16 protein-coding genes are annotated in these 21035 nt (G+C 69.5%); 9 read left to right on the plus strand and 7 right to left on the minus strand.

The window, feature by feature from the left end; all coding sequences use genetic code 11:
• The first annotated feature begins 240 nt into the window (after nt 1–240).
• Entirely contained in the window at nt 241–426 is a 186-nt protein-coding gene (locus ACWFR3_RS29160; RefSeq protein ID WP_361188766.1) for a hypothetical protein, read from the plus strand.
• Nucleotides 427–499: 73 nt separating this feature from the next.
• Here ACWFR3_RS29160 and dnaE read toward each other — a convergent pair whose 3' ends face one another.
• Complete coding sequence (gene dnaE, locus ACWFR3_RS29165) at nt 500–4042, minus strand: DNA polymerase III subunit alpha (RefSeq protein ID WP_453737626.1); 3543 nt, start codon at nt 4040–4042, stop codon at nt 500–502.
• A gap of 202 nt (nt 4043–4244) precedes the next feature.
• Here dnaE and ACWFR3_RS29170 point away from each other — a divergent pair, with 202 nt between their 5' ends.
• The 5 genes from ACWFR3_RS29170 (at nt 4245) to ACWFR3_RS29190 (ending at nt 10435) form a co-directional block, all read left to right on the plus strand.
• A complete protein-coding gene (locus tag ACWFR3_RS29170) occupies nt 4245–5573 on the plus strand; it encodes a DUF2252 domain-containing protein (protein WP_453737627.1) in 1329 nt (442 codons plus the stop codon).
• A 79-nt stretch (nt 5574–5652) separates the two neighbouring features.
• Entirely contained in the window at nt 5653–6339 is a 687-nt protein-coding gene (locus ACWFR3_RS29175; RefSeq protein WP_453737628.1) for a hypothetical protein, read from the plus strand.
• Nucleotides 6340–6383: 44 nt separating this feature from the next.
• A complete protein-coding gene (locus ACWFR3_RS29180; RefSeq protein ID WP_453737629.1) occupies nt 6384–7202 on the plus strand; it encodes a thioredoxin domain-containing protein in 819 nt (272 codons plus the stop codon).
• 78 nt (nt 7203–7280) lie between these two features.
• Nucleotides 7281–8939, plus strand: a complete 1659-nt coding sequence (locus ACWFR3_RS29185) for an alkaline phosphatase D family protein (RefSeq protein WP_453737630.1) — start codon at nt 7281–7283, stop codon at nt 8937–8939.
• Between the two features lie 41 nt (nt 8940–8980).
• Entirely contained in the window at nt 8981–10435 is a 1455-nt protein-coding gene (locus ACWFR3_RS29190) for a protein kinase domain-containing protein (RefSeq protein WP_453737631.1), read from the plus strand.
• Nucleotides 10436–10451: 16 nt separating this feature from the next.
• Here the strand turns inward: ACWFR3_RS29190 and ACWFR3_RS29195 are convergent, their stop codons facing one another.
• Nucleotides 10452–11021 (minus strand): dienelactone hydrolase family protein, encoded by a 570-nt coding sequence (locus tag ACWFR3_RS29195; protein ID WP_453737632.1) that lies wholly within the window; start codon nt 11019–11021, stop codon nt 10452–10454.
• Between the two features lie 30 nt (nt 11022–11051).
• Between ACWFR3_RS29195 and ACWFR3_RS29200 the strand changes: the two genes are divergently transcribed.
• A complete protein-coding gene (locus ACWFR3_RS29200; RefSeq protein WP_453737633.1) occupies nt 11052–12143 on the plus strand; it encodes a mechanosensitive ion channel family protein in 1092 nt (363 codons plus the stop codon).
• A gap of 4 nt (nt 12144–12147) precedes the next feature.
• Here ACWFR3_RS29200 and ACWFR3_RS29205 read toward each other — a convergent pair whose 3' ends face one another.
• From ACWFR3_RS29205 to ACWFR3_RS29225, 5 genes are all read right to left on the minus strand, one after another.
• A complete protein-coding gene (locus tag ACWFR3_RS29205; RefSeq protein WP_453737634.1) occupies nt 12148–13737 on the minus strand; it encodes a Na+/H+ antiporter in 1590 nt (529 codons plus the stop codon).
• Between the two features lie 110 nt (nt 13738–13847).
• On the minus strand, nt 13848–14318 hold the full coding sequence (locus ACWFR3_RS29210; RefSeq protein WP_453737635.1) for a GNAT family N-acetyltransferase: 471 nt from the start codon (nt 14316–14318) through the stop codon (nt 13848–13850).
• A complete protein-coding gene (locus ACWFR3_RS29215) occupies nt 14315–15256 on the minus strand; it encodes an RluA family pseudouridine synthase (protein WP_249590444.1) in 942 nt (313 codons plus the stop codon). Before ACWFR3_RS29215 ends, ACWFR3_RS29210 begins: the two co-directional genes overlap by 4 nt.
• 104 nt (nt 15257–15360) lie before the next feature.
• Nucleotides 15361–16017: a signal peptidase II gene (gene lspA, locus ACWFR3_RS29220; RefSeq protein ID WP_453737636.1), complete on the minus strand. Its 657-nt coding sequence runs from the start codon at nt 16015–16017 to the stop codon at nt 15361–15363.
• 78 nt (nt 16018–16095) lie between these two features.
• The gene (locus tag ACWFR3_RS29225; protein WP_453737637.1) at nt 16096–16989 is read right to left on the minus strand and encodes a TraR/DksA family transcriptional regulator; all 894 of its coding nucleotides are present in this window, start codon (nt 16987–16989) and stop codon (nt 16096–16098) included.
• A gap of 305 nt (nt 16990–17294) precedes the next feature.
• Here ACWFR3_RS29225 and ACWFR3_RS29230 point away from each other — a divergent pair, with 305 nt between their 5' ends.
• Together ACWFR3_RS29230 and ileS are read left to right on the plus strand one after the other, a co-directional pair.
• Nucleotides 17295–17486: a DUF1059 domain-containing protein gene (locus tag ACWFR3_RS29230; protein ID WP_453737638.1), complete on the plus strand. Its 192-nt coding sequence runs from the start codon at nt 17295–17297 to the stop codon at nt 17484–17486.
• Nucleotides 17487–17852: 366 nt separating this feature from the next.
• A complete protein-coding gene (gene ileS / locus ACWFR3_RS29235; RefSeq protein ID WP_453737642.1) occupies nt 17853–20993 on the plus strand; it encodes an isoleucine--tRNA ligase in 3141 nt (1046 codons plus the stop codon).
• The last annotated feature ends 42 nt before the right edge of the window (nt 20994–21035 follow it).

Here is a 21035-nt window from a genome sequence, read left to right on the forward strand (position 1 = left end):
ACCCTCTTTCCCTGGAGATTCCCTGGAAGTAATGGTTCGGGTTTCCTTCGAGTCTGCCCGACCCTGCGGAGGTTAACGGCCGGAACTCGATCTTCGGCGTGGCGTATCGCGACTTCACTCGTCGGCAGGGCTTCGACAGGGCTTATTACGCACGGTAATTCTCTGAAATGCGCAGCTTGTCGCCATATGTGAATCTGGTCGCGTCCTGGCCCCCAGATTTCCTTCAGGAGGAAGATCACTATGGCCAAGAACAAGAACCGCAAGCAGGGCGGCGAGCAGAACCGCGCGTCGGCCGCGGAGCAGGCCCAGGAGCAGGCCAAGTCGTCCGCGGAGCAGGCCGAGCAGCGGGTGCAGTCCGCGGTTCAGTCGCAGGGCAGCCCGGCCGAGGTCGCCCGCAAGCACCAGCGGCGCTTCGGTCACAACTGACGCGCACACAGGCGTATATGCGTGAAGGGGCGCACCCGGATCTCCGGGTGCGCCCCTTCACTCGGTCCTGGACCTACCCGGCCAGACAGGAAGCTCCGAGGAGCACCTTCAGGTCGCCGAAGAGGGCTGCGTCCGGTTGCACGCGGTGACGGTCGAGCCGCAGCACCGTCGTCTTCTGCGCCCCCTGGAGCTTGATCCGCACCTCGCTGTTGCCCCGGTGATGGCTGAGAATCTCACCGAGGCGGCTGACCATCGGCGGGGTCACCCGCACCGTGGGGATGGTGATCAGGACGGGTGCGTTGGTGCCCGCGTTCGACAGGTCGGGGACCTGCATCTCCATGGCGACGAGCCGCGGCACGTCCTCGCGCTTGTCCAGGCGCCCCTTGACGAACACCACGGCGTCCTCGACGAGTTGGGTCGAGACGAGCTGATACGTCGCCGGGAAGAACATGCACTCGATGGAGCCGGCGAGGTCCTCGACGGTCGCGATCGCCCAGGCGTTGCCCTGCTTGGTCATCTTGCGCTGGAGGCCGGAGATGATGCCGCCGATGGTGACGATCGAGCCGTCCGAGTAGTCACCGCCGGTGAGCTGGCCGATGCCCGCGTCGGCCTTGTCGGACAGGACGTGCTCCAGGCCGAAGAGCGGGTGGTCGGAGACGTACAGACCGAGCATCTCCCGCTCCTGGGCCAGGAGATACGTCTTCTCCCACTCGTCGGTGGAGAACTCCACGTCGAGACCGAAGCCCGGCTCGTCGCCGCCGCCCTCGTCGCCCATCCCCCCGAAGAGGTCGAACTGCCCTTCCGCTTCCTTGCGCTTGACCGCCACGACGTTGTCGATCATCGGCTCGTACTGCGCGGTCAGGCCCTTGCGGGTGTGCCCCATGGTGTCGAAGGCGCCCGCCTTGATCAGCGACTCCGTGGTCCGCTTGTTGCAGGCGGCGGCCTCGACCTTGTCGAGGTAGTCGGGGAAGGAGGCGAACTTCCCCTTGGCCTTGCGCGAGCGGACGATCGACTCGACCACGTTCGTGCCGACGTTGCGGACGGCCTCAAGGCCGAAGAGGATCACGTCGTCGCCCTGGGCGGCGAAGTTGTGCACGGATTCGTTCACGTTGGGCGGCAGGACCTTGATGCCCATGCGCCGGCACTCGTTCAGATAGACGGCCGACTTGTCCTTGTCGTCCTTCACCGAGGTGAGCAGCGCGGCCATGTACTCGGCGGGGTAGTTCGCCTTGAGATAGGCCGTCCAGTACGTGACGAGGCCGTACGCGGAGGAGTGCGCCTTGTTGAACGCGTATCCGGCGAAGGGGACCAGGACGTCCCACAGGGCCTGGATCGCGGCGTCCGAGTAGCCGTTCTTCTTCGCTCCCTCCTGGAAGAGGACGAAGTTCTTCGCCAGCTCGTCGGGCTTCTTCTTGCCCATCACGCGGCGCAGGATGTCGGCTTCGCCCAGGGAGTAGCCGGCGATGATCTGCGCGGCCTTCTGCACCTGCTCCTGGTACACGATGAGGCCGTAGGTCAGGCCGAGCGTCTCCTTCAGGGGCTCTTCGAGCTCCGGGTGGATCGGCGTGATCTCCTGGCGGCCGTTCTTGCGCTCCGCGTAGTTGATGTGCGAGTTCATGCCCATCGGGCCCGGCCGGTACAGGGCCGAGACGGCGGAAATGTCCTCGAAGTTGTCGGGCTGCATCTGGCGGAGCAGCGAACGCATCGGGCCGCCGTCGAACTGGAAGACGCCGAGCGTGTCACCGCGGCAGAGCAGTTCGAAGGTCTTGGGGTCGTCGAGCGGGAGCGAGAGCATCTCCAGGTCGATGCCCTTGTCGTTGCGCACCATCTTGACGGCGTCGTCCATGATGGTGAGGTTTCGCAGGCCAAGGAAGTCCATCTTGAGCAGGCCGAGCGACTCGCACTGGGGGTAGTCCCACTGCGTGATCGTCACGCCGTCCGTGTGCCGCACCCAGATCGGCGCGTGGTCCACGATCGGCTCGCTGGACATGATCACGCCGGCCGCGTGCACGCCCATCTGCCGGACCAGGCCCTCGACGCCCTTGGCGGTGTCGATGACCTTCTTCACGTCCGGTTCGTTCTCGTACATCCCCCGGATCTCGCCCGCCTCGCTGTAGCGCGGGTGCTTGGTGTCGGTGATGCCGGAGAGGTCGATGCCCTTGCCGAGGACGTCGGCGGGCATCGCCTTGGTGAGGCGGTCGCCCATCGCGTACGGATATCCGAGCACGCGCGCGGAGTCCTTGATGGCGTTCTTCGCCTTGATCTTTCCGTACGTACCGATCATGGCGACCTTGTCGGCGCCGTACTTCTCGGTCACGTACCTGATCACTTCGACGCGCCTGCGCTCGTCGAAGTCGATGTCGACATCGGGCATGGACACGCGCTCGGGGTTGAGGAACCGCTCGAAGATCAGACCGTGCGTGATCGGGTCGAGGTCGGTGATGCCCATGGCGTACGCGACGATCGAACCGGCCGCGGAGCCACGGCCCGGGCCCACCGCGATGCCGTTGTTCTTGGCCCACATGATGAAGTCGGCGACCACCAGGAAGTACCCCGGGAACCCCATCTGGATGATGATGTCCATCTCGTACTCGGCCTGCTTCTGCCGGTCGTCGGGGACACCCTCCGGGTAGCGGCGGCCCATGCCGACCCGGACCTCCTCCTGGAACCAGGTGACCTCGGTGAAGCCCTCCGGGATCTCGAACTTCGGCATCAGGTCGCGCTTCTCGAACATGCCGGTGGTGTCGATCTGCTCGGCCACCAGGAGCGTGTTGCGGCAGCCCTCCTGCCAGGCGTCCGAGGAGTCGATGGCGTACATCTCGTCCGTGGACTTGAGGTAATAGCCGGTGCCGTCGAAGCGGAAGCGGTCCGGGTCCGAGAGGTTCTTGCCGGTCTGGATGCAGAGCAGGGCGTCGTGCGCGACGGACTCGTGCGCGTACGTGTAGTGGGAGTCGTTCGTCACCAGCGGCGGGATGCCGAGCTTCTTGCCGACCCTCAGGAGGTCGTCGCGGACCCGGCGCTCGATGTCGATGCCGTGGTCCATCAGCTCCAGGAAGTACCGGTCCTTGCCGAAGATGTCCTGGTACTCGGCGGCGGCCTTCACCGCCTCGTCGAACTGGCCCAGGCGCAAGCGGGTCTGGAGCTCTCCGGAAGGACAGCCGGTGGAGGCGATCAGGCCCTCCGACCACTGGGAGATCGTCTCCTTGTCCATGCGCGGCCACTTCTGCAGCCAGCCCTCGGCATACGCGTCCGAGGACAGCCGGAAGAGATTGTGCAGGCCCGTGCTGTTCGCCGCCCAGATCGTCTTGTGGGTGTAACCACCCGAACCGGACACGTCGTCACGCTTCTGGTGCGGCTGGCCCCACTTGATCTTCCGCTTGTTGCGCCGGGACTCCGGGGCCACATACGCCTCGATGCCGATGATCGGCGTGACGCCCGCCTTCTGCGCGGAGTGGAAGAAGTCGTACGCCCCGTGGAGGTTGCCGTGGTCGGACATGGCGACATGCGTCATGCCCATCTCATTACAGGCGTTGAACATGTCCTTGAGCCGCGCGGCACCGTCCAGCAGCGAGTACTGGGTGTGGACGTGGAGGTGCGTAAAGGGCGGCTTGGTCACGGCGGGAGGCCTCCGGAGAACGAACGGTGACAGGCTGCGGGCAGTCTGGGGGGACAGCGTGGAAGTCTAATCCGGAGCACTGACAAGCGACGGGCACTCGGGGGTACCGTCGTGCGTTGGACAGGTCGGAACACCTGTCCCAAATGTTCGGAACACCCGTCCCACAGGCCAAGCACGACCCTGTACCAGGAGGCACCCCGCGATGTCGGACCCGCAGCCCACCGCTGAGCAGCGCGGCGAGCAGATCCTCTCCGTCTTCGACACCGCGTTCGGCGAGCTGCTCGCCGCGGACCCCGCCGCGTTCCGGGTGAAGTTCCGGAAGATGGCCGCCTCCGCCTTCGCGTTCTACCGCGGCACGGCCTGCCTCTTCTACGGGGACCTGGAGCGCGAGCAGCACGGCGGTCCCTACCTGGACGACCGCACGGGACGGGTGTGGATCCACGGCGACCTGCACGCGGAGAACTTCGGCACGTACATGGACGCCCAGGGCCGCCTGATCTTCAACGTGAACGACTTCGACGAGGCGTACGTGGGCCCCTTCACCTGGGACCTGAAGCGCTTCGCCGCCTCGGTGGCCCTGATCGGGTACACGAAGGCGCTCAGCGACGAGCAGATCACCGACCTGGTGCGGATCTACGCGGCGGCGTACCGCGAGCGGATCCACGACCTGTCCACCGGCGCCAAGAGCGACGAGGTGCCGCCCTTCACGCTTGACACCGCCCAGGGCCCGCTCCTGGACGCGCTGCGCGACGCGCGCTCGCTGACCCGTTTCGGGCTCCTGGAGTCCATGACGGAGATCCGCGACTTCGAGCGCCGCTTCGCGCCGGGCGGCGGCTCCATCGAGCTCGACGCGGCCACGCGGTACAAGGTCCTCGCCGCCTTCGACGGCTATCTGGAGACGCTCCCCGAGTCCTCGCTCACCCGCCCCGACTCGTATCGGGTGAAGGACGTCGTCGGACGCCGCGGCATCGGCATCGGCTCGGCGGGCCTGCCGTCGTACAACATCCTTCTGGAGGGCAACAGCGACGCCCTGGAGAACGACGTCGTGATCTACCTCAAGCAGGCCCAGACCCCGGCCGTCTCCCGCCACATCACCGACGGCGCCGTCCGTAGCTACTTCCAGCACGAGGGCCACCGCACGGTCATCTCGCAGCGCGCGCTCCAGGCGCACGCCGACCCGTGGCTCGGCTGGACCGAGCTGGACGGCGCCGGACAGCTGGTCGCCGAGGTCTCTCCGTACGCGGTGGACCTGGACTGGTCGGACATCGACGACTGGGACGAGATCGCCGCGGTCATCGCCGACCTGGGCCGCGCCACGGCCACGATGCACTCCGCCGCGGACGACGAGAGCGGCCACTCGGACCTGGTGCCGTTCTCCACGGAGCGCGCCATCGACGCCGCCATCGCGGCGGACGAGGAGGGCTTCGGAGACCTGCTCGTGGACTTCGCCCATGAGTACGGCGCACGGGCCCGCAGGGACCACCAGATCTTCGTGGACCTCTTCCGTAACGGCCGGATTCCGGGTCTGTAGGCACGAAGACGACGCCGTGTAACTCATAGGCACCCTTTAGGGCTGCCTTACGGGAGCACATGGCACACTCGCTTGCGCGATGGACATATCCGGGACCCAGCTCAGAGCCGTGCGCGCGGCGCTCTTCACGACGCTCGTCGTGACGCTCTCCGCCGCGTCGCACGTGCTGCTCTCGCGCGCCCCGCTGCCGCTGACCACCGTCGCCGTGATCGCCGCCGCGGTCTTCGTCATAGCGTACGCCCTGGCGGGGCGCGAGCGCGGTTACGGCCGCATCGCCGCCCTGCTCATCCCGCTTGAACTGGCCGCCGACACGGTGTTCACCACGGGACAGCACGTCTGTTACGGCCAGGCGGGCGGCCCCGTCGCGGGCCCGCTGCGCTCCGTCGGCTTCGACGTGCTGTGCGGCGGCAGCAGCGTCGGCACCCCGCTGGCACAGATGACCGGCGGCGACGGACACCGCGCCGCCGTGCTGCTCGCCGACGCCGAGCCGGGCGCCGCCTGGCTGCTGCTCGGCGCGCACATCGGGGTCGGCCTGCTCGCGGCGTTCTGGCTGCGGCGCGGCGAGCGCGCCCTGGCCCAGGTCCTGCGCGCGGTGGCGGCCTCCACCTTCCGGCCGCTGCTCGTCGCGGTCGCCGCGGTGAGCGTCCGCCCGCGGCCCGTTCGCCGCGCCCCGCGGCCCGCCCGCCGGGTGCGCACCGCGCGTACGCGGCTTCTCGTGCACTTCGTGGGACGGCGTGGACCGCCGTGCTCGGCCGCCTTCGCCTGAGCACCACCGTCCCCACGCACATCATTCCTACGGAGAACATCATCATGAGCAAGCGCAACAGCCAGGCGGCCAAGTCGGCGGCCCGCGAGCGGATCCGCGCCCAGCAGGAAGCCGAGCGCAAGCGGCAGAAGCGGAAGCGGTCGATGATCGTCGGCGTTTCCGTCGTCGCCGTCCTCGCGATAGCGGGCGGCATCGGCTACGCCATCATGCAGGCCAACAAGCCCGGTCACTGGGAAGCCGCCGCGGACGAGAAGCTGGTCAAGCCGGCGAGCTCCACGGGCACGGACGGCACGACCGTCGTCCTCGGCAAGGAGAGCGCGAAGAAGACCCTGAAGGTCTACGAGGACCCGCGCTGCCCGGTCTGCGCCAGCTTCGAGCAGACGGTCGGCCCGACGGTCGAGAAGGACCTGAAGGACGGCAAGTACAAGATCCAGTTCATCGGGGCCTCCTTCCTCGACCGCAACCTCACCGGTGAGGGCTCCAAGAACGCGCTCAGCGCGCTCGGTGCCGCCCTGAACGTGAGCGACCAGGCCTTCCTCGACTACAAGAAGGCCCTCTTCGCCAAGGAGAACCACCCCTCCGAGCAGGAGGACAAGTTCGCGGACGACGCGGTCCTGACCAAGATCGCGAACCAGGTCCCCGAGCTCAAGAAGAGCAAGACCTTCGCCAAGGACGTCAAGAACGGCACGTACGACCGCTGGGCCCTTGAGATGTCGAAGAAGTTCGACGACAACAAGGACGGCGTCGAGGGCACGCCCTCCTTCGTCATGGACGGCAAGAAGCTGACCGGCCCCGACAAGAAGAACGCTCCTTCGACGGTCGAGGACTACAAGACGGCCATCGACGCGGCCCTCAAGGCCTGACGCACTTCACCGAAGAGCGGGCGAACGTTTCACCGTTCGCCCGCTCTTGGCGATTACTGATCAGTAGGGTAATCGCCCGTGACCAGTCGAATCAGCGAACACAGATCGCTCAACTCTCCGGCCCCGAGCCGCCGTACGGTCGTCAAGGCCGCTGCCGCCACCGCGGCCCTCGCCCCGCTCGCCACCGCACCCCTCGCGCACGCCGCCGACGGGCCCGCCTTCCACCACGGAGTCGCCTCCGGTGACCCGCTGCCCGACGGTGTCCTCCTGTGGACCCGCGTGACGCCGGTGCCGGATGCCACGCCGGGATCCGGCAAGGGTCCGGACACCGAGATGAAGTGGGAGGTGGCCGAGGACAAGGGCTTCACCCGGGTCGTCAGCAGCGGGAGCCTCACCGCGCGGGTCGCGGCCGACCACACGGTCAAGGCCGACGTAAGGGGCCTGAGCCCTGCCACCACCTATTACTTCCGCTTCTCCGCAGGGGACGCGCACTCCCCCGTGGGCCGCACCCGCACCACCCCCGCGCACGAGTCGTCGGCCCCCGGCGTCCGGTTCGGCGTGGTGTCCTGCGCCAACTGGGAGGCCGGCTACTTCTCCGCGTACCGCCATCTCGCCGCCCGTACCGAGCTCGACGCGGTGCTGCACATCGGCGACTACATCTACGAGTACAAGAGCGGCGAGTACCCGGCCGCCGAGTACGGGGTGCGGCAGCACGAGCCGCGGCACGAGATCGTCAGCCTCGCCGATTACCGCACCCGGCACGGCGCCCACAAGACCGATCCGGACGCGCAGGCGATGCACGCCGTGCACCCCCTGATCGCGATCTGGGACGACCACGAGTTCGCCGACAACGCCTGGTCGGGCGGCGCGGTGAACCACTCCCCGGAGAGCGAGGGCGGCTGGGCGCAGCGCATGGCCGCCGCCAAGCAGGCGTACTTCGAGTGGATGCCCGTACGCCCTTCCACCGAAGGCACCGTCTACCGCCGGCTGCGCTTCGGCAAGCTGGCCGATCTGCACCTGCTCGACCTGCGCTCCTTCCGCTCCGAGCAGGCGGGCTTCGGCAGCGGTGACGTGGACGACCCGGACCGTACGATCACGGGCCGCGCCCAGCTCGACTGGCTGAAGGCGGGGCTCGCCGCGTCCGACGCCTCCTGGAAGCTGGTCGGTACCTCGGTGATGATCTCGCCGGTCGCCTTCGGCTCCGTACCGGCCCATCTGCTGGAGCCCATCGCTGAGTTGCTGGGCCTGCCCAAGGAGGGTCTCGCGATCAACGGTGACCAGTGGGACGGCTACACCGACGACCGCAAGGAGCTCATTTCCCACCTGGTCGACAAGGCCGTCCGGAACACGGTCTTCCTCACCGGCGACATCCACATGGCCTGGGCGAACGACGTGCCGGTCAAGGCCGCCACGTACCCCGGATCGCCCTCCGCGGCCACGGAGTTCGTCGTCACGTCCATGACCTCCGACAACGTGGACGACATCCTGCACGTCGCCCCGCACACCCTCTCGCTCGTCGCGGTGGGCGCGGTGAAGGCGGCCAACCGCCACGTGAAGTGGCTGGACATGGACTCGCACGGCTACGGAGTCCTCGATGTCACGGCCGAGCGCTCGCAGATGGACTACTACGTCCTCTCCGACCGCAAGGACCCCGGGGCGACGTCCGGATGGGCCCGCTCGTACCGCACCCTCAGCGGCACCCAGAAGGTCGAGCGGGCGTACTCACCGGTGCGCTGACCGGGTCACACGCGTGCGGTGCCGCCCTCTACTCTTGTGACATGAGTGACCCGGGGGATGTGGTGGACGGTCGCTTCGAGCTTCTCGAGCGGCTCGGCAGCGGAGGCATGGGCACGGTGTGGCGGGCACGCGACACCGTGCTGCACCGCGAGGTGGCGGTCAAAGAAGTACGGCCCGCGCGGCACGAGCTGACGGACGAGCAGTCGCGCGTCCTGCGGGAGCGGGTGCTGCGCGAGGCCAGGGCGCTCGCCCGGCTCAACCACCCGCATGTCGTGACGATCCACCACATCGTGGACACGGGCCCGCACCCCTGGCTCGTGATGGAGCTGCTTCCGGGGCGCACCCTCCAGGACCTCCTGGAACAGGGCACATTGGCGCCGCACGAGGCGGCGCGCATCGGCCGCGAGCTGCTCTCGGCGCTGCGCGTCGCCCACACGGCGGGCATCCTGCACCGGGACGTGAAGCCCGCCAACGTCCTGCTGCGGGACGAGGCTCCGGGCAGCGCGGGCGTCTCCGTGGTCCTCACCGACTTCGGCATCGCCTCGCTGCCGGGCTCCACGCAGCTCACCGCGACCGGCGACCTGATCGGCTCCCCCGAGTACATGGCGCCCGAGCGCGTCCGCGGCACGGACCAGGGCCCGGCGGCCGACCTCTGGTCGCTCGGCATCGTCCTGTACGCCGCCGTGGAGGGCGTCAGCCCGCTGCGCCGCGCCACGACACTGGCCACGCTCGCCGCGGTCCTCGACGACCCGGTGCCGGCGCCGGAGCGCTCGGGGCCGCTCGCTCCGGTCCTGACCGCCCTCCTGGCGCGGGACCCGGCGCTGCGCCCGGACGCCGGGCGCCTCGACGCGATGCTCGCCGCGGTGGCGAACGGCATCACCTGGCAGCCGACGGAGACTTCGCAGCGGCCGTCCGTCACGGCGGCCGCGCCGCCCGCCGCGCCCCGAAGACGCAGGCCCATGATCGTCGCGGCGGTCGCCGTGACGCTCGCCATGGTGGCCGGTGCCGCGCTGGTGCTCACGCTGCGGGACGGCTCGGGGACGCAGGACGGGGCGCAGGGCAAGGGCGGCGCGACCGCCTCCCCGGAGACGTCGCCGAAGCCCGCGAAACCCGGGCCCACCAAGACGCCCGACAGCCCGGAGTCCTCCCCCGGCGCCCCGCCCGCGTCGGGCAGCTGGATCGCCCAGCTGTTCTCCGAGCCCGTCGGCTCCGGCACGGACGACCGCGACCGCAGGCTCGCGGCCGTGCGCGAGAACGTGCCGGAGGCGCAGTATCTGCGCAGCGACGATTACGCGTCACTGCGGCCGGGCTTCTGGGTGATCTACGCTCCCGGGCCCTTCGAGGACGGCCGGGCCGCGCTGCGGTTCTGCGCCGAGCGCGGCAGGACCACCGACAAGGACTGCGCCGGGCGGTATCTCAGCTCGAGCGGCGCCGACTTCGGCGTGATGTGCAAGCCGCCCGCCAGCGCCCCGGTGGGACGCTGCACGCGCGCGTGAAGGCCGGCGCTCGCCGCTACAGCGTCTCCAGGAAGCCGATCGCCGTCCGCCACGTCGCCTCCGCCGCCTCGGCGTCGTAGTCGTCCAGGTCGGGGTCGGTGTAGAGGTGGCCGGCTCCCGCGTAGCGGTAGACCTCCACGTCGGCGCCGGTCCGGCCCATCTGGAGGTACCACGCGCTCAGCCAGTCGTCCGTCTCGAACGGGTCCGGCTCGGCGACATGCAGCTGCACCGGCAGCTCGTCCGCCGTCGCGCTCTCCGCGATGTCGGACGTGCCGTGCAGGAGCAGCAGGCCGCGGGCCTTGTCGTCGCCGAGCGCGAGGGTCTGCGCGGTCGCCGCGCCGAACGAGAAGCCCGCGTAGACCAGACCCCGCTCGGAGTAGGGCGCGGAGGCCAGGATCGCCCGCTTCAGGAGCTCGTCCTTGCCGAGCTCGTCCTTGAAGGCCATGCCTTCCTCGACGGTGTCGAAGGTGCGCCCTTCGAACAGATCGGGCGTCCACACCTCGTGCCCCTCGGCGCGCAGCCGGTCGGCCGCCGCGTGCACCGCGGGCCGCAGCCCGTACGTCGAGTGGAAAAGCATGATGTTCATGGGGCCATCGTGCCACTTACCCTCGGGGGCATGGAGAACGTACTGCGTCCGTTGATCGTGGTCGGCGGCTCGGTCGTGATCACGCTGGCCGTCGTCTGGCTGGCCGACATGCTGCTGCGCCGTGCCGATGACCGCCACCCCGACAACCCACTGTGGGGTCTGCTGCGCCGCTGCCGGCTCCCCTTCCAACTCGTCATGTGCGCGGCTCTGCTGCGCGGCTCATTCGAACAAGCAAAGATCGCCAAGGATCACTCCGCGGGTATCGCACAGATCCTGACCCTGGTGCTCATCGGGTCCGTGGCCTGGCTCCTGGTCCGTATCGCCACGGCCATCGTCGAGTCCACGTACGCGCGCTACGCGGGCGCCCACCGCGATCCCGCCCGCGTCCGCAGGGTGCGTACGCAGGTCACCCTCATCCAGCGGGTGGTGACCGCGGTCGTCGGCGTCGTGGCCGTCGGAGCGATGCTGCTCACCTTCCCCGCCATGCAGGCCGCGGGGACCTCTCTGCTCGCCTCTGCCGGTGTGCTGGGCATCGTCGCCGGTGTCGCCGCCCAGTCCACGCTGTCCAACCTCTTCGCGGGGCTCCAGATCGCCTTCGGCGACATGGTGCGGATCGGCGACACGGTCGTCGTGGACGGCGAGTGGGGCACCGTGGACGAGATCACACTGACCTTCCTCGCCGTGCGGACCTGGGACGAGCGCCGGATCACGATGCCGGTGTCGTACTTCGTCTCGCAGCCCTTCGAGAACTGGTCGCGCGGCGGCGCCCAGATGACCGGCACCGTCTTCTTCCAGCTGGACCACACCGCGCCCGTCATCGAGATGCGCGAGAAGCTCCAGGACATCCTGCGCGAATGCGCCGCCTGGGACGGCAGGGACTGGGGCCTGGCGGTCACGGACACGACGCCGAACACGATCCAGGTCCGCGCCCTGGTGACCGCCAAGGACGCGGACGACATCTGGACGGTGCGGGTCACGGTGCGCGAGCAACTGGTCCGCTGGCTGGCCGAGCACCACGCGTACGCGCTGCCGCGGGTCAACACGGCCTGGGCCGAGCTGCCGCCGGAGGACGACGCGCCGCATCCGCCGCCGCCGATCGTGCCGCGCACGGGCCGCGGCTGAGCCGTCAGGACCGCAGGCTTCGTACGTCGAGATGGTGCAGGACCCGGTCGACGATCTCCGGATCGGCGCCGGGTTCGCTGCGCGCGGCGAGGATCTCGTGGCGGGCGGCCGACATCATGTCGCGCTGGATGCGCTGGACCGCCTTGAGACGGGTGGCGCGCTTGGAGTACCGCTCGCGCCGTTCGTCGTCGACGATGTCGGGGCTGATCCTGGCCCCGATGTCGAAGGCTCCGCGCAGCAGCCGCTCCGAGAGGTCCTCGGGCAGCTCCTCGACCTCCTCGATCTCCTTGAGGCGGCGCTTGGCCGCCTTGGCCGCCCGGATGGCGAGATCCCGCTCGATGGCCCGCTCGACGTCGGTGTCCGCACGCACCCCGAGCTTCCTCACCAGCCAGGGCAGGGTGAGCCCTTGGACGACGAGGGTCGCCATGATGACGCAGAACGCGATGAAGATGATCTCGTCACGGGCCGGGAAGGGATCGCCGTTCTCCGTCTTGAGGGGAATGGCGAGGGCGAGGGCGACCGACGCCACGCCGCGCATCCCGGACCACCACATGACCACGGTCTCGCGCCACGTCGTCGGGATCTCCTCGTCGATGTCGCGCAGCTTGTGCAGCCGCTTGGCGAGGTAGGTCGCGGGCAGCAGCCACAGCAGTCGTACGCCGACGACGACCGCGACGACCGCCGCGCCCCAGCCGGCCATCTGCCACTCACGGCCGCTCGCCGTGCCGAAGACGTTGTGCAGTTCGAGCCCGATGAGTCCGAAGGCGACGCCGGTCACCAGGGTGTCGACGATTCTCCAGAACGTCTGACCGGTGATCCGCCCGAGGACGTCGTCGGCATCGGCGCCGTGCTCCGCGAGGTAGAGCGCGGTGGTCAGTACGGCGAGTACGCCGGAGCCCATCAGCTCCTCGGCGAGGACGTAGCTCACGAAGGGGACGAGCAGCGTCAGGCCGGTCTGCAGGGTGGCCTCGCCGAGGATCCCCATGAGCTTGTTGGTGATCCAGCCCAGCGCGATCCCTATGGCGACGGCGACCACCGCGGAGAGCACGAGCTGCCCCACCGCCGACGGCCAGGAGAACGTCCCGCTGACGGCGGCCGCGATCGCCACGTGGTAGAGCACGATCGCCGTGACGTCGTTGAAGAGCCCCTCCCCCTCCAGGATCGACACGAGCCGCCGCGGAAGGCCGAGCGACCCCGCCACGGCCGTCGCGGCGACCGGGTCGGGCGGCGCCACGAGCGCGCCGAGCGCCACGGCGGCGGCGATCGGCAGCCCGGGGACGACGGAGTTCGCGATCGCGGCGACCGCCGCGGTCGTCACGAAGACGAGAGCCACGGCGAGCAGGAAGATGGGGCGTTTGTTGGCCGCGAACTGCCGCCAGGAGGTGCGCTGGACGGACGCGTACAGCAGGGGCGGCAGGACCAGCGGAAGGATGTAGTCGGGCGGCAGCTCGATGTTCGGGACCCAGCTCACGAAGGCGAGAGCGATCCCGGCCAGCGTCATGAGGATGGGCGCGGGCAACCCGAGCCGCTCGCCGAGCGGCACCGTCACCACGGCGCCGAGCAGCAGAATGAGCAGCAGCGCCAGTTGATCCACGGTGCGCCCTCCGGCGGTTCGAGACTCGGACGATCAAGACTCAACCCTGCCACGCGATACCGCATACCGGGTCAATGCCCCTCCGGCACCCGGCCCGCAGGCGCTGTGTCTCAGCCCAGCGTCTTGCGCATCGCCCGGTGCGCGATCCCCGCGTCCTGGAACTCGGGGCCGTAGACCACGTACCCCAGGCGTTCGTAGAACCCCAGGGCGTGCGTCTGGGCGTGCAGGTCGACCGCCGTGAGGCCACGCGCGCGTGCCGCGTCCTCGATGACTCCCACCAGGGTGGCGCCTATGCCGAGGCCGCGTGCGGCCCGGGTCACCGCGAGGCGGCCGAGCGCGCCCGCCTCGGTGTCGCCGCCGTTCTTGGCCGCGGCGGCCGCCCCGGTGAGGAGACGGCCCGCGCCCAGCGGGAGCCCGTCGTCGCGGACCGCGAGGACGTGCACCGCACCGGCGTCGTACGCGTCGTACTCCAGGTCCTCGGGGACCTGCTGCTCGACGACGAAGACTTCCTTGCGGACCCGGAAGCAGGCCTCCAGGTCATCGGCATCGGCCGCGACCCGGCAGGTGACCCCGGCGCTCATGAGCTCTCTGCCCGCACCCGGTCGAGCGCCTGCTGGAGGTCGTCCGGGTAGGTGCTCTCGAACTCCACCCACTGCCCGTCACCGGGGTGCTCGAAGCCGAGCCGCACCGCGTGCAGCCACTGGCGGGTGAGGCCGAGCCGCTTGGCGAGCGTGGGGTCGGCGCCGTACGTCAGGTCGCCCACGCAGGGGTGCCGGTGGGCCGCCATGTGTACGCGGATCTGGTGCGTGCGCCCCGTCTCCAGCTTGATGTCGAGCAGCGACGCCGCGCGGAAGGCCTCGATGAGGTCGTAGTGCGTGACGGAGGGCTTGCCCTCGGCCGTGACCGCCCACTTGTAGTCGTGGTTCGGGTGGCGGCCGATGGGGGCGTCGATCGTGCCGCTCATCGGGTCGGGGTGGCCCTGCACCAGCGCGTTGTAGCGCTTGTCGACCGTGCGCTCCTTGAACTGGCGCTTCAGGGATGTGTACGCGCGCTCCGACTTGGCGACGGCCATGAGACCGGACGTGCCCACGTCGAGGCGGTGCACGATGCCCTGGCGCTCGGCGGCGCCGGAGGTCGAGATGCGATACCCGGCGGCGGCGAGGCCGCCGATCACCGTGGTGCCGGTCCAGCCGGGGCTCGGGTGCGCGGCCACGCCCACCGGCTTGACGATCACGAGGATGTCGTCGTCGTCATGGATGATCTCCATGCCCTCGACGGGCTCGGCGACGATCTGCACCGGAGCGGGCGCCTGCGGCATCTCCACCTCCAGCCAGGCGCCGCCGTGCACGCGCTCGGACTTGCCGACCACGCTGCCGTCGACCATCACCTTGCCTGCCGCCGCAAGCTCGGCGGCCTTCGTGCGGGAAAAACCGAACATGCGGGAGATGGCGGCGTCGACGCGCTCGCCCTCCAGGCCGTCCGGCACGGGCAGGGTACGGATCTCGGGAATCGTGCTCACCCATTGAGTATGCAGGAGGCCGCTGACACTCCCGCACCACGAGAGCCGACGCTCAAGGCTCCGCCGCTGCTCAAGGCCCTGTTCAGGCCCTGTTCAGGCCCTGCTCAGTCCTTGTGGACGGTCCCGTCCGGGTCCAGGCCGCGGAACGACAGGATCACGATCAGGAAGCCACCGCACACGATCGCCGAGTCCGCGAGGTTGAACACCGCGAAGCCCTTCGGCGCGATGAAGTCGACCACCGCTCCCTCGAACACGCCGGGGGCCCGGAAGATCCGGTCGGTGAGGTTGCCCAGGGCGCCGCCGAGCAGCATGCCGAGCGCGATCGCCCAGGGCAGGCTGTAGAGCTTGCGGGCCAACCGCGCGATCACGACGATCACGGCCGCCGCGATGACGGTGAAGATCACGGTGAAGGCCTCGCCGATCCCGAACGCGGCGCCCGCGTTCCGGATGGCGTTGAACTGCAGCCAGTCGCCGACGATCTCGATCGGCGCGTGGTGCTCCAGCTTCGCGACGACGATCATCTTGCTGACGAGGTCCAGGGCGTACGCGAGGACGGCCACCGCGAACAGGACGAGGATCTTGCGCTTGCCCTTGCCCGGCTTCTCGTCGGGGTTCCCGGCCGGCTTCTCGTCCGGCGATGCCTGCTCGGACTCGCCGGACGAGCTCTGCCCGTCCTTCGAGGCCGTCTCGTCCCCGGCCTCGTCCTGCCCAGCCGCCTCGGGGATGTCCGGCGTACCGATGATGCGCTCCGCCTCTGCCACGTGAGTCCCTCAACCTAGGTACCTGACTGGGGACGAGGGTACGGCACACACGTACGGCACCAGGTGGTCAGGCCGCGTTCAGTAGCGCCGTTCCTGCTTCTGCTTGCAGTCCATGCACAGGGTCGCCCGGGGGAAGGCCTGCATCCGCGCCTTGCCGATCGGATTGCCGCAGTTCTCGCAGATGCCGTACGTCCCCGCGTCGAGACGCTCCAGGGCGCGCTCGGTCTGGTCGAGCATCTCGCGCGCGTTGGCGGCCAGCGACATCTCGTGTTCCCGCGTGATGTTCTTGGTGCCGGTGTCCGCCTCGTCGTCGCCCGCGCCGTCCCCGGAGTCCCGCATCAGCCCCGCCAGGGCGTCCTCGGAGGCGGAGATCTCGGATCCGAGGCGCAGCGCCTCGCTCTGGAGCTCCGCGCGGGCCTCCGCGACCTCCTCGGGGGTCCAGGGGTCCTCGCCGGGCCGTACCGCGAGCTCACCGGGCTCCGCGGCGGCGATACGCGCCTTGGGCACCGCCGTCGGCTTCTTCGCTGCCGTCGCCGTGCCCGGAGTCTTCTTCGTGACCACTGTCGTGGCTCCCGTCGTCTCCGCGGCCTGAGCCGCACCCTCGGCCGCTGTCGCAGCCGTCTCCTTGGCCGTGCTCTTGCGGGCCGTGCTCTTCTTGGCGGCTGTCTTCTTAGCCGGAGCTTTCTTCGCCGGGGCCTTCTTCGCCGCGGGAGCCTTCTTCGCCGCCGCGGGTTCCGTGGCCGCCGACTCCTTGGCCGCGTCCTCCCCGGCAGCTGCCTTCCTACCGGCGTCGGCGACCTTGGCGACCGCCTTCTTGGCGACGGCCTTCTTCGCCGCCGCCGTCTTCACCACGGCCTTCTTGGCGGCCGTCTTCTTCGTGGTCTTCGTGGTCTTCGTGTCCGCGGCCTTTTCGCCCTCGCCCGTGGATCTGCCCGACGCCGAACGCTGTACGGCGGTCTTCTTCGCCACCATGGCCGCGGCCCCTTCACATTTTGTGATCTTGCACGCGCAATCGTGCTGGGACGATAAATCGACTCAGGGCCCGCGGCAACGGGGCACGCCGCTCCATGCGCTCGCCCCACAGGTGCGGCGCGGCAAGCATGCATGCGTTGTGCCCAGCTCCCAGCCGGGTAATCCGGCCGGACGGCGGGTCAGGATCCGCACGCTCCACATGGCGGCATTCGGGTCAGTCACCGTGGCCGTCACGACATCGGGCACAAGCCCGCCCAATGGTCGGAATCAGGCATAAAATAAGACACGACACAAGAAGGTGCGTCATGCGCAAAACAGCCGACTGCCGTGATTTCCCGAGCGAGACCGACTGCACCCTCGCCATCTCCGGCGATGAGGAGGAAGTGGTCCGCGCCGCCAGCGAGCACGCCGTGTCCGTCCACGGGCACACCGACAGCCCGGAGCTGCGGAAGATGGTCCGCGACTCCCTCAGGGACGAGGTCCCCCAGCACGCCTGAGGTCGCCGCCCGAAATCCGGTCGGCCCCGTGCACCCCGGCCCCGTACACTGGCCGGAGCGAGAAGCGTGGATGGGGACGAGTAGCGGCGAACGCGGCCATGAGCGACCCGGGGACGGTGTGAGCCCGGGGGCAGGCGCGACGCGAAGATCACCCCGGAGCCGCCGGAAGAACCGCAGGCAGCGGGCCCCCGGGTCCGCCGCAGGCCAGTAGACCCGGCATCGCGACCCCAATGAGGGGGCTTTTCCGTGCGCCACACGCGCCGGGGAGGCCAAGGAGGGTGGTACCGCGGGAGCGCGACAAAGGGCTCTCGTCCCTCCGACGGAACGGAATCGTCCGCCGGAGGAAGCGCGTTGAACACGCAGCCGTTGAATACGCAGCCGCAGTACCGCCAGGTGCCCGCCCAGGTCGACCTGCCCGCCCTCGAGCACGCCGTGCTCGACTTCTGGCGCGAGCAGAAGATCTTCGCCAAGAGCCTCGATCAGTCCGAGGGCCGCCCCGAGTGGGTGTTCTACGAAGGTCCGCCCACCGCCAACGGCATGCCGGGCGCCCACCACATCGAGGCCCGCGTCTTCAAGGACGTCTTCCCGCGCTTCCGCACGATGCGGGGCTATCACGTGGCCCGCAAGGCCGGCTGGGACTGCCACGGCCTCCCGGTCGAGCTCGCGGTCGAGAAGGAGCTGGGCTTCAACGGCAAGAAGGACATCGAGGCGTACGGCATCGCCGAGTTCAACGCCAAGTGCCGCGAGTCCGTGACCCGGCACACCGACGCCTTCACCGACCTCACGACCCGCATGGGCTACTGGGTCGACCTCGACGACGCGTACCGCACCATGGACCCCGAGTACGTCGACTCGGTCTGGTGGTCCCTGAAGGAGATCTTCAACAAGGACCTCCTGGTCCAGGACCACCGCGTCGCCCCCTGGTGCCCGCGCTGCGGCACCGGCCTCTCGGACCACGAGCTCGCGCAGGGCTACGAGACGGTCGTCGACCCCTCCGTCTTCGTCCGCTTCCCGCTCACCTCCGGCCCCCTCGCGGGCGAGGCGGCCCTCCTGGTGTGGACGACCACTCCGTGGACCCTCGTCTCCAACACCGCGGTCGCCGCGCACCCCGACGTCGCGTACGTCGTCGCGACCAACGGCGAGGAGAAGCTGGTCGTCGCCGAGCCGCTCGTCGAGAAGGCGCTCGGCGAGGGCTGGGAGACCACGGGGCAGACCTTCACGGGCGCCGAGATGGAGCGCTGGACCTACCGGCGCCCCTTCGAGCTCGTCGAGTTCCCCGCCCCTGCGCACTACGTGGTCAACGCCGACTACGTGACCACCGAGGACGGCACCGGTCTGGTCCACCAGTCCCCCGCCTTCGGTGAGGACGACCTCAAGGTCTGCCGTTCGTACGGCCTCCCGGTCGTGAACCCGGTGCGCCCCGACGGCACCTTCGAGGAGGACCTCCCGCTCGTGGGCGGCGTCTTCTTCAAGAAGGCCGACGAAAAGCTCACCGAGGACCTCCAGGACCGCGGTCTGCTCTTCAAGCACATCCCGTACGAGCACAGCTATCCGCACTGCTGGCGCTGCCACACGGCGCTCCTCTACTACGCGCAGCCGTCCTGGTACATCCGCACGACGGCCGTCAAGGAGCGCCTCCTCCAGGAGAACGAGAAGACCAACTGGTTCCCGGACTCGGTCAAGCACGGCCGCTTCGGCGACTGGCTGACCAACAACGTCGACTGGGCGCTCTCCCGCAACCGCTACTGGGGCACCCCGCTGCCCATCTGGCGCTGCGAGGAAGGTCACCTGACCTGTGTGGGCTCGCGCGCCGAGCTCTCCGACCTGACGGGCACCGACCAGTCGGACCTGGACCCGCACCGTCCGTACATCGACGCGGTCACCTTCCCCTGCCCGACCTGCCAGGAGACCGCGACGCGCGTCCCCGAGGTCATCGACGCCTGGTACGACTCCGGTTCGATGCCGTTCGCGCAGTGGGGCTACCCGCACAAGAACAAGGAGCTCTTCGAGAGCCGGTACCCGGCGCAGTTCATCTCGGAGGCCATCGACCAGACCCGCGGCTGGTTCTACACGCTGATGGCCGTCGGCACCCTGGTCTTCGACAAGTCGTCGTACGAGAACGTGGTCTGCCTCGGCCACATCCTCGCCGAGGACGGCCGCAAGATGTCCAAGCACCTGGGCAACACCCTGGATCCGATCCCGCTCATGGACCAGCACGGCGCCGACGCGGTGCGCTGGTTCATGGCGGCCGGCGGCTCCCCCTGGGCGGCCCGCCGGGTGGGCCACGGCACGATCCAGGAGGTCGTCCGCAAGACGCTCCTCACGTACTGGAACACGGTCGCCTTCCAGGCCCTGTACGCCCGTACGTCGAAGTGGGCCCCCAGCGACGCCGACCCGGCGCCCGCCGACCGCCCGCTCCTGGACCGCTGGCTGCTCAGCGAGCTGCACGCGCTCACCGACCAGGCCACGCAGGCCCTGGAGGGCTACGACACCCAGCGTGCGGGCAAGCTCCTGTCCACGTTCGTCGACAACCTCTCTAACTGGTACGTACGCCGCTCGCGCCGCCGCTTCTGGCAGGGCGACAAGGCGGCCCTGCGCACCCTGCACGAGGTCCTGGAGACGGTCACCCGCCTCATGGCCCCGCTGACGCCGTTCATCGCCGAGCGCGTCTGGCAGGACCTGGTGGTGCCGGTCACCCCGGACGCCCCGGAGTCGGTCCACCTGACGTCCTGGCCCGAGGCCGACCTGTCGGCGATCGACCCGGACCTCTCCCGGCAGATGGTGCTCGTGCGCCGCCTGGTGGAGCTGGGTCGCGCCACGCGCGCCGAGTCGGGCGTCAAGACCCGCCAGCCGCTGTCGCGCGCCCTGATCGCCGCCACGGGCTTCGAGTCGCTCAACCCGGAGCTGCACGCGCAGATCACCGAGGAGCTCAACGTCTCCTCGCTCGCGTCGCTCTCCGAAGTCGGCGGGTCACTGGTGGACACCACCGCCAAGGCCAACTTCCGGGCGCTCGGCAAGCGGTTCGGCAAGGGCGTGCAGGCGGTCGCCAAGGCCGTCGCCGACACGGACGCGGCCGCCCTGTCCCTGGCCCTGCGCGAGGGCACGGCGTCGGTCGAGGTCGACGGCGAGAAGATCACGCTGGCCCCTGACGAGGTCATCATCACGGAGACCCCGCGCGAGGGCTGGTCGGTGGCGTCCGACTCCGGTGCCACGGTCGCCCTCGACCTGGAGATCACGGAGGAGCTGCGCCGGGCGGGCCTGGCCCGTGACGCGATCCGCCTGATCCAGGAGGCCCGCAAGAACAGCGGCCTGGACGTCGCGGACCGGATCGCCCTGCGCTGGACCTCCACGGACCCGGCCGTGATCACGGCCCTGTCCGACCACGCCGAGCTCATCGCGGACGAGGTCCTCGCCACGGACTTCGCCCAGGGAGAGGCGGACGACACGTACGGCGAGACGTTCACGGACGAGTCCCTGTCCCTGACGTTCCGCCTCCGCAAGGCGTAACCGCACCGGGAAGGCGAAGGCCCGGTCCCGCCAGGATTTCCT

This window comes from Streptomyces sp. NPDC055189 (assembly GCF_053606765.1).

What these genes read in the sequence shown, in the direction of transcription:
- ACWFR3_RS29160 (WP_361188766.1), top strand. Translation starts at nt 241, where the DNA reads ATGGCCAAGAACAAGAACCGCAAGCAGGGCGGCGAGCAGAACCGCGCG.
- ACWFR3_RS29170 (WP_453737627.1), top strand. Translation starts at nt 4,245, where the DNA reads ATGTCGGACCCGCAGCCCACCGCTGAGCAGCGCGGCGAGCAGATCCTC.
- ACWFR3_RS29175 (WP_453737628.1), top strand. Translation starts at nt 5,653, where the DNA reads ATGGACATATCCGGGACCCAGCTCAGAGCCGTGCGCGCGGCGCTCTTC.
- ACWFR3_RS29180 (WP_453737629.1), top strand. Translation starts at nt 6,384, where the DNA reads ATGAGCAAGCGCAACAGCCAGGCGGCCAAGTCGGCGGCCCGCGAGCGG.
- ACWFR3_RS29190 (WP_453737631.1), top strand. Translation starts at nt 8,981, where the DNA reads ATGAGTGACCCGGGGGATGTGGTGGACGGTCGCTTCGAGCTTCTCGAG.
- ACWFR3_RS29195 (WP_453737632.1), bottom strand. Translation starts at nt 11,021, where the DNA reads ATGAACATCATGCTTTTCCACTCGACGTACGGGCTGCGGCCCGCGGTG.
- ACWFR3_RS29200 (WP_453737633.1), top strand. Translation starts at nt 11,052, where the DNA reads ATGGAGAACGTACTGCGTCCGTTGATCGTGGTCGGCGGCTCGGTCGTG.
- ACWFR3_RS29210 (WP_453737635.1), bottom strand. Translation starts at nt 14,318, where the DNA reads ATGAGCGCCGGGGTCACCTGCCGGGTCGCGGCCGATGCCGATGACCTG.
- ACWFR3_RS29225 (WP_453737637.1), bottom strand. Translation starts at nt 16,989, where the DNA reads ATGGTGGCGAAGAAGACCGCCGTACAGCGTTCGGCGTCGGGCAGATCC.
- ACWFR3_RS29230 (WP_453737638.1), top strand. Translation starts at nt 17,295, where the DNA reads ATGCGCAAAACAGCCGACTGCCGTGATTTCCCGAGCGAGACCGACTGC.